This window comes from Aeromonas sp. A04, assembly GCF_047780465.1.
GTDB lineage: Bacteria > Pseudomonadota > Gammaproteobacteria > Enterobacterales > Aeromonadaceae > Aeromonas > Aeromonas bestiarum.
In genome coordinates this window covers 314,825-328,858 of the sequence record NZ_JBLNHP010000004.1, presented here as the reverse complement: position 1 = coordinate 328,858, position 14,034 = coordinate 314,825, and the positions used below count along the sequence as shown (strand labels likewise).

General features: G+C 57.4%; 15 protein-coding genes. 1 reads left to right on the top strand and 14 read right to left on the bottom strand.

The features are described 5' to 3' along the window. Positions 1-129: 129 nt before the first annotated feature. The 14 genes from ybgF to ruvA all read right to left on the bottom strand — a co-directional run bounded on the left by ybgF (position 130) and on the right by ruvA (position 11,661). Positions 130-930 carry a tol-pal system protein YbgF gene (gene ybgF, locus ACM3N8_RS15150; protein ID WP_043142335.1) on the bottom strand — a complete coding sequence of 267 codons (801 nt, stop codon included), beginning with the start codon at positions 928-930 and terminating at the stop codon, positions 130-132. A 234-nt stretch (positions 931-1,164) separates the two neighbouring features. Beyond that, positions 1,165-1,689, bottom strand: a complete 525-nt coding sequence (gene pal, locus ACM3N8_RS15145; RefSeq protein WP_005304908.1) for a peptidoglycan-associated lipoprotein Pal — start codon at positions 1,687-1,689, stop codon at positions 1,165-1,167. A 49-nt stretch (positions 1,690-1,738) separates the two neighbouring features. Then, positions 1,739-3,064 (bottom strand): Tol-Pal system beta propeller repeat protein TolB, encoded by a 1,326-nt coding sequence (tolB, locus tag ACM3N8_RS15140; protein ID WP_042865600.1) that lies wholly within the window; start codon positions 3,062-3,064, stop codon positions 1,739-1,741. A gap of 82 nt (positions 3,065-3,146) precedes the next feature. Continuing rightward, a complete protein-coding gene (gene tolA, locus ACM3N8_RS15135; RefSeq protein WP_043554540.1) occupies positions 3,147-4,313 on the bottom strand; it encodes a cell envelope integrity protein TolA in 1,167 nt (388 codons plus the stop codon). Between the two features lie 5 nt (positions 4,314-4,318). Then, entirely contained in the window at positions 4,319-4,765 is a 447-nt protein-coding gene (gene tolR / locus ACM3N8_RS15130; RefSeq protein WP_042036135.1) for a protein TolR, read from the bottom strand. Continuing rightward, positions 4,765-5,442, bottom strand: a complete 678-nt coding sequence (gene tolQ, locus ACM3N8_RS15125) for a protein TolQ (RefSeq protein ID WP_216640196.1) — start codon at positions 5,440-5,442, stop codon at positions 4,765-4,767. Before tolQ ends, tolR begins: the two co-directional genes overlap by 1 nt. Before the next feature lies 1 nt (position 5,443). After that, positions 5,444-5,851 carry a tol-pal system-associated acyl-CoA thioesterase gene (gene ybgC / locus ACM3N8_RS15120; protein WP_043554537.1) on the bottom strand — a complete coding sequence of 136 codons (408 nt, stop codon included), beginning with the start codon at positions 5,849-5,851 and terminating at the stop codon, positions 5,444-5,446. 105 nt (positions 5,852-5,956) lie between these two features. Then, positions 5,957-6,268, bottom strand: a complete 312-nt coding sequence (locus tag ACM3N8_RS15115; protein ID WP_043554536.1) for a cyd operon YbgE family protein — start codon at positions 6,266-6,268, stop codon at positions 5,957-5,959. Next, positions 6,255-6,371, bottom strand: a complete 117-nt coding sequence (gene cydX, locus ACM3N8_RS15110) for a cytochrome bd-I oxidase subunit CydX (RefSeq protein ID WP_043142346.1) — start codon at positions 6,369-6,371, stop codon at positions 6,255-6,257. The genes ACM3N8_RS15115 and cydX overlap by 14 nt, the downstream gene beginning before the upstream one ends. Before the next feature lie 14 nt (positions 6,372-6,385). Then, positions 6,386-7,522 carry a cytochrome d ubiquinol oxidase subunit II gene (cydB, locus tag ACM3N8_RS15105; protein ID WP_098982327.1) on the bottom strand — a complete coding sequence of 379 codons (1,137 nt, stop codon included), beginning with the start codon at positions 7,520-7,522 and terminating at the stop codon, positions 6,386-6,388. 12 nt (positions 7,523-7,534) lie between these two features. Further along, positions 7,535-9,091, bottom strand: coding sequence for a cytochrome ubiquinol oxidase subunit I (gene cydA / locus ACM3N8_RS15100; protein ID WP_042865605.1), 1,557 nt, complete (start codon positions 9,089-9,091; stop codon positions 7,535-7,537). Positions 9,092-9,440: 349 nt separating this feature from the next. Next, positions 9,441-9,587 (bottom strand): hypothetical protein, encoded by a 147-nt coding sequence (locus ACM3N8_RS15095; protein ID WP_416016277.1) that lies wholly within the window; start codon positions 9,585-9,587, stop codon positions 9,441-9,443. 440 nt (positions 9,588-10,027) lie between these two features. Continuing rightward, the gene (gene ruvB, locus ACM3N8_RS15090; protein ID WP_042865606.1) at positions 10,028-11,038 is read right to left on the bottom strand and encodes a Holliday junction branch migration DNA helicase RuvB; all 1,011 of its coding nucleotides are present in this window, start codon (positions 11,036-11,038) and stop codon (positions 10,028-10,030) included. Between the two features lie 8 nt (positions 11,039-11,046). After that, on the bottom strand, positions 11,047-11,661 hold the full coding sequence (gene ruvA, locus ACM3N8_RS15085) for a Holliday junction branch migration protein RuvA (protein WP_043142349.1): 615 nt from the start codon (positions 11,659-11,661) through the stop codon (positions 11,047-11,049). A gap of 239 nt (positions 11,662-11,900) precedes the next feature. On the opposite strand from ruvA, the gene ACM3N8_RS15080 reads away from it, so the two are divergent. Continuing rightward, positions 11,901-13,910 carry a methyl-accepting chemotaxis protein gene (locus ACM3N8_RS15080; protein ID WP_416016276.1) on the top strand — a complete coding sequence of 670 codons (2,010 nt, stop codon included), beginning with the start codon at positions 11,901-11,903 and terminating at the stop codon, positions 13,908-13,910. The last annotated feature ends 124 nt before the right edge of the window (positions 13,911-14,034 follow it).

Below are 14,034 nucleotides of genomic sequence, written 5' to 3'. Positions count from 1 at the left end.
CGGCCTATATTACGGATTTATCATCCCGGCGCAATAGAAAATTCTTAAATTCAATCTGATTGTTCACTGCGCATACAAAGCGGGGCCGTATTTACAAGACTGTTACGAAAACAGTGACATACGGCAATGCTACAACTTGCTCAGACTCTGCTTGGCCAACTGGGCCGGCGAGGTGTTGGGATAGCCCTTGATCACCTGTTCATAGAAGGTCTTGGCTTCCGCTTTCTTGCCATCGAGCTGTGCCAGCATGCCCAGTTTCAGCAGGGCATCGGCCCGCTTGGGAGACTTGCTGAACTTGTTCGCCACGGTAGAGAACTGGGCCGCGGCACCGGTTCTGTCACCCTTGTTGAACAGCAGCTGGCCGAGCCAGTAGTGGGCATTCGGCACATAGCCCGAGCTTGGGTACTGCTTGATGAACCCTTCGAAGGCGGGAATGGCCTTGTCGTAGTTCTTGTCCTTGAGCACCATGTTCACGGCAGCGTCGTAGGCCTGATTCTCATCCAGATTGGCGGAGTAGTTGGCCGCAGCAGCCGGGGCTGCACTCGCACCGGCCGCCGGTGTGGCGGGGGCTGCGGCAGGCTGGCTGTTGGCCACCTTGTCGAGCTCCTGGTAGAGCTGGCGCTGACGCTCTTGCGACTGCTCCATCTGGTAGGTTTGCTGTTCCAGCTGGCCGCGCAGTTCGGAGACCTCCCCTTGCAGGGAATCCACCTGTTGCTGCAACTCGGCCTGCAGGCGCAGACGGGCATTCAGGGTACGCTCCAGCAAGGCGACCCTGTCTTCCAGGCTGCCTGTGGGCATGATGGCGCCATTGTTGCCGCTGAGGGCCACGCCACCACCGCCACTGAGATCGCTCACGGGCGCAGCCGCCTGAGCGCTCAGTGCAACTAACACTGACATCACAAGAGTTGCTTGCTTGTACACAGATTTCATTCGGATCAAACCTTAGCGTTTAGTGCAAATAAAACGGCCATCGCAATAGTCGCTTGCTTATACACAAATTTCATTCGGATCAAATCGGTAGCCTCTGTGTATATAAAACGGCCATCGCAATAGTCGCTTGTTTATACACACATTTCATTCAGATCAAACCGGTAGCTTCAGTGTAAATAAAACGGCCATCGAAATGGCCGTTTGCATATACACGAACTTCATTCGGATCAAACCTTAGTAAACCAGAACCGCACGGCGGTTTTTGGCAAAGGCATCCTCGGTATGAGACATGTCCAGCGGCTTCTCTTCGCCATAGCTGACGATGGAAAGCTGCTCGGCCTGCACACCCAGGGTTTGCAGATACTTGGCTACAGCCTTGGCACGACGCTCGCCCAGCGCGATGTTGTATTCCGGAGTACCGCGCTCATCGGCGTGGCCTTCGATCAACACCTTGACGGACGGACGCTCACGCAGGTAGCTGGCGTGTGCATCCAGCAGATCAGCGTACTGACCCTGAATGTCATAACCATCAAACGGGAAGTAGATCACGTTGTCGCGTTGCAGTGCTTCGAACTTCTGACGCATCTGCTCTTCCGGGGACAACATGCCGTTTGCGCCACCAGTTTGTACACCGCCCATGCCGTCGGTCATGCCTGACTCGGCGCCAGCGGCATCGGAATCAGAAGAGGAGCTACAAGCGGCCAGGGTGAACAGTGGCAGTGCGATGGCCAAACCCTTGAGCAGTTTATTGAGTTGCATGCTATTTCCTTAAACCTTTATAACAAAACAAAAAACAATCGAATTTTTATCAATTCAAGAAGGGCGACCAAGCTGGTGCACGAATTTCACCGCTACTGGTCGGAAGCACAGCCTTGAAGCGACCATCGGTCGATACCAACGCCAGACTCTTGCGACCTTGATAGATGGTGGCATAAATGATCATGCTGCCATTGGGAGCCACACTTGGCGACTCATCCAGAGCACTCTGGGTAAGGACCAACAGGGCATTGTTTTCCATGTCCTGACGGGCAATACGGTATTGTCCCTGGACACGGGTCACCATCACCATGATTTTGCCATCAGGAGTAATGGATGCACCCTGGTTGGATTCACCTTCCCACGTCATCCGGTGAGTCATACCAGTCGCCAAATTTACGCTATAAATCTGGGGTTTGCCACCACGTTCAGAGGTGAACAACAAACTTTGCCCGTCCGGCATCCAGGAGGGTTCTGTGTCGATCACACGGCTGGTGGTGACCCTGGTCAGCTGCTTGCTTGCAACATCAATCACATAGAGGTTCGGTGAACCATCTTTGGAGAGCACGATAGCCAAGCGACGACCATCCGGAGACCACTCAGGCGCCCCGTTGATACCACGGAAACTGGAGATCAGGCTGCGCTGCTGGGTGTAGATGTCCTGCACATAGATTTCGGACTTCTGGTTCTCGAAGCTCACGTAGGCCAGCTTGCTGCCATCCGGCGACCAGGCCGGAGACATCAGCGGCTCGCGGGAGCGCAGCAGGGTCTTCTCGTTGTAACCGTCGTAGTCGGCGATCCGCAGCTGGTACGGGAACTGGGTCCCCTGTTGCACTGAGACGTAGGCCAGACGGGTCAGGAAGGCGCCACGCTCGCCGGTCAGACGCTCATAGACGATGTCGGAGATGCGGTGGGCAAACTGGCGCATCTGGGCACCCGGAATGGTCGCCATGCGGCTATCCAGGATGTAACCATTGCTCTCGCCGCCCTGGGTCTTGGCCAGCTGGCCCTTCAGCACGTCGACCAGCTCGAAGTTGATCTTGTAAGTGCCGTCGCCAACAGCCGAAATGGAACCCACCACCACGGCCTCAACCCCTTGGGACGCCCAGGGCGCGAAGTTGATCTCGCCACTGGAGCTCGGGGTCTGTGGCATCTGGCCACGGGCCAGCGGTTTGAACTTGCCACTGCGCATCAGATCGTTGGAGACCACTTCCGCGATGTCCTGCGGCAGTTGCCCGTTCCCTTCCCACTTGAAGGGGGCGACGGCGATGGGACGTGCGCTGTCAATACCGCCGGTGATGACGATGTCCAAGGCCGCCTGGGCACTCTGGCCCAGCAACAAACAGCCAACCAAAGCAAAAAATACTTTTCTGATCATGGCTTAAATACTCGGTTCCAATAAAAATGAGAGGTTAAATTCCTTTCTCAGCAAGACGCTGCCTGACCCCGTTTTATCATGCTTAGATGCTAGGTTCTAACTTGAGGTTGAACTCCTTCAACATCTCGAATGCCGCAGGATCCTTCGGCACTGGCAGTTGATTGGCCTTCAATACCGCCGCTTTGCCGGAACGGCATACCGCCGGGTCACCCTGGCCGTTATCTACCGATATGACAAAGCCTGTGCTGGCAAGACGTACGCCGATAGTACATGTTTTGCCCCGCATGGTGGGATCCAAAATCATGTAGCGCTCGACCGTGGCCTTGATCAAGGCGGCATATTTATCGACCTCGCCCTGCGCCTGCGCCGATGCGGCCTGACTGCGGGCATTGGCCTCAGCCGACAGCTGCTGCTGCATCATGTCTTCCATCTCTTTTTGCAGCTTGGCCTCCTCGGCCGCCTTGCGCTTGCGCTCCGCCGCTATCTTGGCTTTCTTGTCAGCCTCGGCCTTGGCCTTCTTCTCTGCGTCAGCTTTTGCCTTCTTGGCAGCCTCTTCCTTGGCCTCCTTGGCTTTCTTGTCCGCTTCAGCCTTGGCCTGTTTCTCGGCCTCTGCCTTGGCTTTCTTGTCCGCCTCGGCCTTGGCTTTCTTCTCAGCCTCCTGCTTGGCCTTCTTGTCGGCTTCCGCTTTCTTGGCCGCCTCCGCCTTGGCCTGCTTCTGTTCGGCCTCTTTCTTCTCTTCCTGTTCCTTTTTCTTCTTCAGCGCCAGCGCCTTGCTCTCGGCCTCTGCCGCTTTGCGCTCAGATTCCGCCTGCTTGGTTTTCTGCTCTTCCAGCTTGCGGGCTTGCTCGGCTTTCTGGGCCTTCTCTTCCGCCTGCTTCTGCTCGGCTACCTTCTTCTGCTTCTCGGCCTCTGCCTTGCGGGTCGCCTCTTCGGCTTCCTTGCGCTTGGTTTCGGCGATGCGCAGCCGCTCCTGCTGCTGGGCCAGCTCACGCTTGGCGATATCCGTGTCTTCCTTGTCCTTCTCTTTCTCTACCTTCTGAGGCTTGGGCTGAGATTTCTGCTGCTGGATCTGCTTGGCCTGCTCATTGAGGAAGTTCTCGTCGAGCATGACGGCATTGACGATCTGCCCCTTCGACTCGGGCCGCTTCGGTTTGCTGAAGTCGACCCCGACCAGCAAAATGATGCCGATGATCAGGTGCAGCAGCAGCGACGCGATGAGATAACCGGAAATACCACGCTTCACGTCCATCTCCGTCAGTTCACCGGATCTGTCATCAGGCCAACCTGAGGCACGCCCGCATTCTTGAGGGCCACCATCAGCAGGATCACCTCTTCGTAGCGCACGGACTTGTCACCGGCCACCACCACGGGAGCGTTCTGGTTGATGGCCAGATAGCCCATGGCTTTCTCGGTGATGTATTGCTGCATCGCCTCGGGCGTGCCGCTCGGCACCGGCTCATCATCGGCCTCACCGGCCTTGATGACGTACTCGCCTTCGGTGTTGACGCTGACGATGAAGGGGGGCTTGGCATCTTCCGGCAACTGCTCGGATTCCGCCTGCGGCAGGTCAACCTTGACCCCTTGCGTGATCACGGGCGTCACCGCCATGAAGATGATAAGCAGCACCAGCATGACGTCGATATAGGGAACCACGTTGATCTCGCACACCTTCTTGCGCCGGATCCGCTGATAGGTTTGCATTACTGATCACCCTGCTGCTGTGCAATCTGACGGTTCAGTATGGTGGTAAACTCGTCCATGAAGTTGGCGTAGGCGTTCTCCAGCTTCTCTACCTTGTTGGTAAACCGGTTGTAGAAAATAACCGCGGGAATGGCCGCGAACAGGCCCATGGCGGTGGCGATCAGCGCCTCCGCGATACCCGGTGCCACCATCTGCAGGGTGGCCTGCTGCACCTGACCCAGGGCGATAAAGGCGTTCATGATGCCCCATACGGTACCAAACAGACCGATATAGGGGCTGATGGAGCCGACGGTCGCCAGCACTGGCAGGTTGGATTCCAGCTCGTCCACCGCGCGGGAAAGCGATACCCGCATGGCACGATAGGTACCGTCCATCACCGCATCCTGGCCACGAGCGCCGGCCTTGAGCAGGCGGGCATACTCCTTGAAGCCGGAATAGAAGATGTCTTCCATGCCTTCGATGTCATCGCGGCGGGAAGAGGACTCCTGATAGAGACGGTTCAGATCGACCCCGGACCAGAATCTGTCCTCAAACTGCTCCGATGCGATATTGGCCGCCTTGATGACCTTGGAGCGCTGTATGATCAGCGCCCAGGAGACGACCGACATACCCATCAGGGTCATCATGACCAGTTTTACCAACAGGCTGGCTTGCCAAAACAGGCCAATAAACGAAATTTCAGCGTGCACTTAACAGCACTCCCTTCACATTTTCAGGTATTGCAACAGGTTTCATATGCGGATGACTGACACAGGCTATCTGTACCATGGCCTGGGTGATCAGTCGTCCATCAGCCGCCAGTATCCGTTGTGAGAAGCGCATGGAGGCGCGTTTCACTTCAGTCACTTGCGTTAACACAGTCAAAAGCTCATTAAAACGGGCCGCCGAGCGGAAATCGATCTCTGTTCGACTCACCACAAACGCGTGTCCGTCACGCAGCAGGACATCCTGTTCGATGCCACCAGCGCGCAGAAACTCGGTGCGAGCACGTTCCATAAACTTGAGATAATTGGCGTTGTAGACGATGCCCCCGGCGTCCGTGTCTTCGTAGTAGACACGCACCGGAAACTCAGAGACTTCCCCCATAACAATCTGTGATCCATTCGACAGTCAGATGGGGGGCTATCATAGCGCAGGGCTGAATAGGAAAGAAGCAGGGGGAGGCAGGGAAATCCTGCCTCCCCCCGTTTTTTATGAAAGGAAATAGCCTTGAGTCAACCAGAGTCCATATAACAAACTGGGCCAGGCGAGCCAGGGGCAAAACAGTACGCGACCGATGAGGCTGCGGGGATGGAATCCCAGCCCGTGCATCACGCCACAACAGACCGCCCACATCAGCCAGGGCGCGAGCCAGAGGCCGTGCTCACTGGTGTTGGCGGCCACCAGATTGGGGGCCTGCAAAATAGCGACGGCCAACAGGGCCGCCGCTACCAGTATCAACCCCTGCCAGGGTTGGCGCTCCAGAGGAGCCGCCAACCGGGCGAGTCGATCACTTGTTTTCATCGATCTTGCGATCCATGTTCTCGGTGTGTTCCAGCCAGAGCGCATTGATGATGCCAAACGCACAAGCCAGCAGCAGACCCAGGATCCAGGTGAAATACCACATATCAGGGCACCTTCTTAGTAGAGCGATTGTTGGTTGTCTTCGATGTGCTTGTTGCTCACCCGGCCAAACATCTTGATGTAGGTCCAGATGGTGTAACCCAGCACAGTCGGGACAAAGATGGCCGCGACCACTGTCATCACCTTGAGGGTGTTGAAGGAGGCGGTGGCATCCCACATGGTCAGACTCTGCGATGGCTCCAGGCTGGACGGCATGATGAAGGGGAACATGGAGAAGCCCGCCGTCAAGATGATGCCCGCAATGGCCAGGGAGGAGCAGAGGAATGCCAGCCAGCCCTTGCCAATCTTGGCAGCCGCCGCCGTCAGCACGCACATCGCCAGACCCAGCGCGGGAGCGATCATCATCCAGCTATAGAGGCTGTAGTTCTGCATCCAGGCACCGGCCTGCACCACGACTTCCTTGTGCAGGGGGTTGGTCACGGCATCGGTCGCGGCACCGCTGACCACCACATAACCGTCCATGCCACTGACCCAGACACCGGCCAGCGCGAAGGTGACCAGCGTCAGCAGGGAGAAGATCATGGCGGCGGTACGGGAACGAGCCAGCACCTCACCCTCGGTCTTCATCATCAGCCAGGTAGCGCCCTGGGTCACAATCATGAACAGGCTCACCAGACCGGCCAGCAGACCGAACGGATTGAGCAGGCCGAAGAAGTTGCCGTGATAGGTCAGCATCAGGAACTGGTTGAAGCTGAACGGTACACCCTGCAGCAGGTTGCCAAAGGCGACCCCGAAGATGACGGGGGGAACGGCACTGCCGATGAACAGGGCCCAATCCCAGTTGGTACGCCACTTGGCGTCTTCACGCAAGGAACGGTACTTGAAGCCGACCGGACGGAAGAACAGCGCCATCAGGGTCAGGATCATGGCGATGTAGAAGCCGGAGAAGGCTGCCGCATACACTATGGGCCAGGCCGCGAACAGGGCTCCGCCCGCCGTGACCAGCCATACCTGGTTGCCTTCCCAGTGCGGGCCCATGGTGTTGAGCATCACCCGACGCTCCACATCCTTCTTGCCGACGAAGGGGAGCAGTGCGCCCACCCCCATATCGAAACCGTCGGTGATGGCGAAACCGATCAGCAAGACACCGACCAGCACCCACCAGACCAGACGCAACATTTCGTAATCAAACATGGGTTACTCTCCTTATGCCTTGCTCTGTTCGAAGTGGTACTTGCCCGTCTTCAGGCTGCTTGGGCCCAGACGCGCATACTTGAACATCAGGTACATCTCTATGATGAGCAGCACCGTGTAGAACAGGCAGATCCCGATCAGGGAGAACCAGATCTCGGACGCAGGCACGTTGGATGCAGAGACCGAGGTCGGCAGCACTTCGGCTATGGTCCAGGGCTGACGGCCATATTCCGCGACGAACCAGCCACACTCGATGGCGATCCAGGGCAGCGGGATACCCCACAGCAGCGCCTTGAGCAGCCATTTGCGCTCACCGATCTTGTGGCGAGTGCTGTCATAGAAGGCCAGGCCGATCAGCAGCAGCATCAGCATGCCGCAGGCAACCATGATGCGGAAGGCGAAGAACAGCGGTGCAACCTGCGGGATGGAGTCATCCACGGCGGCCTTGATCTGTTCGTCGGTCGCGTCGGTCACGTTGTTGGTGTAGCGCTTGAGCAGCAGACCGTAGCCCAGATCCTGCTTCACTTCATCGAAGCGGGCACGGGTATCGTCGGACTTGTCGCCGGATTGCAGCTTGGTCAGCAGGTCATAGGCGGTCATGCCGTTGCGCACGCGCAGCTCATGCTCGCTCTTCAGATCCTTGAGGCCGGTCACCTGGCCATCCAGGGAACGGGTGGCGATGATGCCGAGCGCGTACGGGATCTTGATGGCGTAATCGGTGCGCATCTCTTCCTGGTTCGGGATACCGAACAGGGTAAAGGATGCCGGAGCCGGTTCTGTGTTCCACTCGGCCTCGATGGCCGCCAGTTTCACCTTCTGCACTTCACCCGTCTCGTAGCCGGACTCGTCACCGAGGATCAGCACGGAGAGGATGGAGGCCATACCGAAGGCCGCTGCGATGGCGAAGGAGCGACGGGCGAAGGCCACATCACGATTCTTCAGCAGGTAATAGGAGGAGATGCCCAGCACGAACATGGCGCCCGTGGTATAGCCGGCCGCGACCGTGTGGACGAACTTGACCTGGGCAACCGGGTTGAACACCAGTTCGGCGAAGCTCACCATCTCCATCCGCATGGACTCAAAGTTGAACTCGGCACCGACCGGGTTCTGCATCCAGCCGTTGGCGACCAGGATCCAGAGGGCGGAGAGGTTGGTCCCCAGCGCCATCAACCAGGTCGAAGCCAGATGTTGACGCTTTGTCAGGCGATCCCAGCCAAAGAAGAACATGCCGACGAAGGTGGATTCCAGGAAGAAGGCCATCAAGCCTTCGATGGCCAGCGGGGCCCCGAAGATATCGCCTACATAGTGGGAGTAATAGGCCCAGTTGGTACCGAACTGAAACTCCATGGTCAGCCCTGTGGTAACCCCGAGGGCGAAGTTGATACCAAACAACTTGCCCCAGAACTTGGTCATGTCCCGGTAGACAGGGTTGTTGGTCATCACATAGACAGATTCCATGATCGCCAGAATGAAGGCCATTCCGAGCGTCAGGGGTACAAACAGGAAGTGATAAAGGGCCGTCGCAGCGAATTGGAACCGCGATAGGTCTACCACATGCTCAGCAATCATGATGTTTCCTCACCGATTATTGGCACGGCTATTTTAAGTTTTAAGGACAAAGCTTCCGTTGGAAGTCCCCGAATTATCGGTCACGCTCCAGTTTGCACTGGCGACCGGATTCGACTGCTACCAGCATTAACAACAAGGCAATACACAGGAACAAAAAAAGCTAATGTTTAACAATTACAAAACAATCAGACTTGCTTTATTCCCGCCCATAATGACCGATGTTTTATATCACCTTTATTTGATTGAAATCAATGTAAAACCATCATCAATACATGCCTTTCAAAGGCATTTTCACGGCGCGTTCCATTTAATTTGGAGAGCTGCGTCACAAAAAACACTAAATCGCAAATCATTGATTTAAATCAAATTTAATATCACCACCAATAAGTGACACTTCTGTTAAAAAACAATGTTCAAGCGGATTTTCATAATGTTTTCCCGCCCTTGGCTGTCCGCCGGCAACTCCAATTAAAAACCAGTAAAAGCGCATGTTCATGCTAATTCGACAACCCAGACAAATGATTAGTTAATCTAATCTGATATAGGTAATTTTTCTTGTTTGTCCGAGTCCGACAGAGCTCCTACAATGCGCCTCGCAGTGAGGGCATACCCTTGGATACAGGCCGGTCAATCTGGGTTCCCGGTACGTATTCGATGAACATTTCGAACCTGTCTATTGGAATTTAAGATGAAAAAGTTTGTTGCTAAAACCATCCGTTACTACAAGCTTTCGTTCGTTCAGCTCTATCAAATGAACCGACTCTGAGGCCTCGCGACGGCTCCTCTGTTTTTTTTCCGGTCTGTGTCCAGACGCACTCACTGTCTGTGAACATCCATCCTGAATTGTCTTTGCCCACCGCATCCGCCGTGGGCTTTTTTTTGCCCGGATAATAAAAAACCGCCCTTGATGGCGGTTTTTTGTTCAAACAGCTGTTTTCACCTTTCATCTGGCCGTTGCAAGCCAAAATGCGCATACGCTCTCGGTGTCGCCATCCGCCCTCTGGGTGTACGTTGCAGATAGCCCTGCTGGATCAGATAGGGCTCCAGCACATCCTCGATAGTGTCTTTCTCTTCACCTATGGCAGCCGCCAGGTTATCGAGACCCACAGGGCCCCCCAGAAACTTGTCTATCACAGCCAACAATAGCTTGCGGTCCATGAAGTCGAAACCTTCATTGTCTACGTCCAGCATGTCCATGGCTCGGGCCGCTATGGGTCCGTCTATCCGGCCATCAGACTTGACCTGGGCAAAGTCGCGCACGCGACGCAACAGACGGTTGGCAATCCGCGGGGTACCGCGGGAACGACGGGCCAATTCCAGGGCGCCGTCACTGGTCATCTCCAGCCCCAGGCAACGGGCGCTGCGGGAGACGATGTCGGTCAGATCCTTGACGTTGTAGAACTCCAGCCGCTGCACTATGCCGAAACGATCCCGCAGCGGGCTGGTCAGGGAGCCGGCCCGGGTAGTGGCGCCTATCAGGGTAAAGGGAGGCAAATCGAGCTTGATGGATCGGGCGGCAGGGCCCTCCCCTATCATGATGTCGAGCTGGTAATCCTCCATCGCCGGATAGAGCACCTCCTCCACCACAGGGCTCAGCCGGTGGATCTCGTCGATAAACAGCACATCATTGGGTTCGAGGTTGGTGAGCAGCGCCGCCAGATCGCCGGCCTTTTCCAGCACAGGGCCCGAGGTGGTCTTGATGTTGACCCCCATCTCGTTGGCCACTATGTTCGCGAGCGTGGTCTTGCCCAGACCCGGCGGGCCGAAGATCAGCAGGTGATCGAGTGCCTCGCCACGCTGGCGTGCCGCCTCGATGAAGATCTCCATCTGCTCGCAGACGGGATCCTGACCTGTGTAATCGGCCAGCATCTTTGGCCGTATGGCCCGATCGATGATCTCATCCTCACGCACGCCAGTGGCGGAGATGAGACGGTCCGCTTCAATCATTGCCTACCTCACACCAGACTACGCAGGGATTCACGGATGATATCTTCCACCGACATACCATCGATGGCTATCTTGCTGACGATCTGGCTGGCCTGCTGCGGCTTGTAGCCCAGAGCCACCAGCGCGCTGGCCGCCTCTTCGCTCGCATCGGGCGCTCGCAGCCGGCTCTCCTTGGCCGGCAGGCTGATCTCGGCCGGCGAGAAGAGATCGTGGCTGACCCAGCCCTTGAGCCTGTCCTTCATCTCCACCACCAGCCGCTCGGCTGTCTTCTTGCCCACGCCAGGCAATTTGACCAGGGAGCTTATCTCCTCGCGCTCGACACTCAGCACGAACTGGGTGGCCGTCATGCCGGAGAGGATGGCCAGCGCCAGCTTGGGGCCGACGCCGTTGGTCTTGATCAGCTCGCGAAACAGCGCCCGCTCCTGCTTGTGGTTGAATCCATACAGCAGCTGGGCATCCTCACGCACCACGAAGTGGATGTGAATGGTCGCTTCCTTGCCGATCTCGGGCAGATCATAGAAGCAGCTCATGGGCATCTGTACCTCATAGCCCACGCCCCCGACTTCCAGCAGCACCTCGGGGGGTTGTTTCTCAATGACTACGCCTCTCAAGCGACCAATCACGGCTCTCTCCTCGCCAAACCATCTATCTGTAAATTGGGTCATAGCATAAAGAATAACTGGATAAGTATCCAGCATAGGGCGGCGGAGTACGGCAGAGGATTCTCGGCATTCTGGCGCTTTCGGAGCCATGCTTGGATCGGATCTGAGCAGTAACTTTATTTTCCACCGGGAATGGCGAATGTTTGCCATTGAGAGAACACTGAATTGGGTTTGTTCGGAACCAAGGAAGGTCCTGCATCATGAAAATTGTCACTACATCGAATCTGGGACTGACGATCCTGCTCGGCTGCACGCTGGGCATGGGGGCCATCGGCTGGTATGGCAGCCAGCGGCTGGCCGATCTGCTCTCCTATGTACTGGGGGCCGCCTGGCAGACCGCCGATGGCGCCATGGAGGGATCCATAGAGCTGGGCAACCAGTCGCTCTATATCCAGAAAATGCTCAGAGGCATGCCCCTCGACGAGCCCGAGCTGCAACGGGCCAGCGCGGCCACCACAGATGCCCTGCGCCGGGTGGGTGAAGGCAGGCTCATCGACGAGACGGCGATCAGCACCATGAACCAGCGCCAGCAGGATTATCAGCAACAGCAGGACAAGCTGCTGGCGCTCTATCGCACCTATACCGGCGTCGATCAGGCGCTGCGCGCCAGTTCGGAACGCATGTCCCGCCTCTCCATCCAGCTGGAAGTGGTCGGCGATGGCGCTGTCGAGAGCCTCACCCAGTCGCCGGATCAGGCCATCAGCTGGAATGGCGGCCTCGCCACCCGCTGGCAAGCGGCCGACGGCGGCATGGAAGCCAACATCGGCTTCCTGCGCCAACTCTATGCGCTGGAGAAGATGCAGAGCGAGGGCCCGACCCCCGCCATCCAGGCCGAGTTGAAGGAGGCGACCCGCTTCTATCAGGAGGCGGTCGACGGCATGCTGGCCACGGGGCTGTTCGATATCCCGGGTGAGGGGGAGTTCGCCGGCCAGTCGCTGGCGACGCAATACAGGGCCCTGCAGGCCGACGATCAGCGGCTGATGAGCCAGTGGATTGCAGCCCTGAGCGATTACCAGAGCCAGCTGGCGCGATACGAGAGCAGTGCCGAACAGCTCAAGCAGGTACTGGTCGAAGTCGAGGCCAAGGGGGATGCCACGGTCGAGGATCAGGTAAACCAGCTCAATACCATCATCGGTCATACCAAAAACCTGATCCTGGGTGGTCTGGTGCTGAGCCTGCTGATCGTCGCGCTCTGCGGTTTCTGGCTGGTTCGCACCATAGTCAGGCCCCTGCTGCAGGTCAATCAGCGCATGCAGGACATAGCCGCCGGTGAGGGCGATCTCAACGCGCGGATCAATCTCAAGCGGGACGATGAGATAGGCTCGCTGGCGGGCAGCGTGGATCGCTTCATCGAGAAGCTGCAGAAGATGATCAGCTCCACCATGGACAACAACCAGCACATCAGCGACCACGTCCACACCTCGGTCAACCGGGTCGAGGCCATCAGCCAGAGCAGTCGCCAGACCGCCGAGCATGCCCAGGCACTGCACCACGACAGCGAGCAGATGGTGCAGGTCGCCACCTCCATCTCTGACAACTGCAGCCTGGCGGCGCAAAACGCCAACGAGGTACGCCAGCTCACCGCAGAAAGCAGCCAGTACGTGACCTCCGCCAGCAACGGCATGCAGCGGGTCGTGGTGGAGGTGGGCGAGTGCGCCAACGCCATCAACGCCCTCAAGGAGCAGGCGAGCCAGATTGGCCAGATCATCTCCACCATCAGCAGCATCTCGGAGCAGACCAACCTGCTGGCGCTCAACGCCGCCATCGAGGCAGCCCGGGCCGGCGAGATGGGCCGGGGCTTTGCCGTGGTGGCCGACGAGGTGCGTACCCTGGCCAACCGTACCGCCTCCTCCAGCGCCGAAATAACCGAGGTGATCAACAACATTCAGCAGCAGACCGAGAAAGCCTATCTGATGATGCAGCGCAACCTGAAAACCGTGGAGTCGGGCATGCAGGATTCCGACAACACCAAACAGATCCTGTTCAAGGTGGAAGAAGCCATCGACCATCTGGCCGACATGGTGCAGCAGGTGGCGGATGCCACAGGCCAGCTCTCCCACACCCTGAGCCACACCTCGGACAAGGTCTCCGGCATCAGCCTGCAGGCCCAGACAGGTGAGCAGGAGGCGCAGGAGTGCCTGCAACTCGCCTCCTCCCTCCATCAAGCCAGCCTGCTGCAACAACGACTGCTGTCGCAATTTCGGGTCTGACACGGGCGGGGGCCCGGCCCCCGCTTTCTCCCGCTGCGCTAAATTTAGCCCTTGGGCCGCAGGGCCCTCCCTGTTAAAATTCCGCTCTTGAATTTATCCAGGGCCCCGCGGCCCGTCTTATCTA

What these genes read in the sequence shown, in the direction of transcription:
- ACM3N8_RS15095 (WP_416016277.1), bottom strand. Translation starts at nt 9,587, where the DNA reads ATGAACATGCGCTTTTACTGGTTTTTAATTGGAGTTGCCGGCGGACAG.
- cydA (WP_042865605.1), bottom strand. Translation starts at nt 9,091, where the DNA reads ATGATTGCTGAGCATGTGGTAGACCTATCGCGGTTCCAATTCGCTGCG.
- ruvB (WP_042865606.1), bottom strand. Translation starts at nt 11,038, where the DNA reads ATGATTGAAGCGGACCGTCTCATCTCCGCCACTGGCGTGCGTGAGGAT.
- pal (WP_005304908.1), bottom strand. Translation starts at nt 1,689, where the DNA reads ATGCAACTCAATAAACTGCTCAAGGGTTTGGCCATCGCACTGCCACTG.
- ACM3N8_RS15080 (WP_416016276.1), top strand. Translation starts at nt 11,901, where the DNA reads ATGAAAATTGTCACTACATCGAATCTGGGACTGACGATCCTGCTCGGC.
- tolR (WP_042036135.1), bottom strand. Translation starts at nt 4,765, where the DNA reads ATGCAAACCTATCAGCGGATCCGGCGCAAGAAGGTGTGCGAGATCAAC.
- cydB (WP_098982327.1), bottom strand. Translation starts at nt 7,522, where the DNA reads ATGTTTGATTACGAAATGTTGCGTCTGGTCTGGTGGGTGCTGGTCGGT.
- ybgC (WP_043554537.1), bottom strand. Translation starts at nt 5,851, where the DNA reads ATGGGGGAAGTCTCTGAGTTTCCGGTGCGTGTCTACTACGAAGACACG.
- ybgF (WP_043142335.1), bottom strand. Translation starts at nt 930, where the DNA reads ATGAAATCTGTGTACAAGCAAGCAACTCTTGTGATGTCAGTGTTAGTT.
- ACM3N8_RS15115 (WP_043554536.1), bottom strand. Translation starts at nt 6,268, where the DNA reads ATGAAAACAAGTGATCGACTCGCCCGGTTGGCGGCTCCTCTGGAGCGC.
- tolA (WP_043554540.1), bottom strand. Translation starts at nt 4,313, where the DNA reads ATGGACGTGAAGCGTGGTATTTCCGGTTATCTCATCGCGTCGCTGCTG.
- cydX (WP_043142346.1), bottom strand. Translation starts at nt 6,371, where the DNA reads ATGTGGTATTTCACCTGGATCCTGGGTCTGCTGCTGGCTTGTGCGTTT.
- tolB (WP_042865600.1), bottom strand. Translation starts at nt 3,064, where the DNA reads ATGATCAGAAAAGTATTTTTTGCTTTGGTTGGCTGTTTGTTGCTGGGC.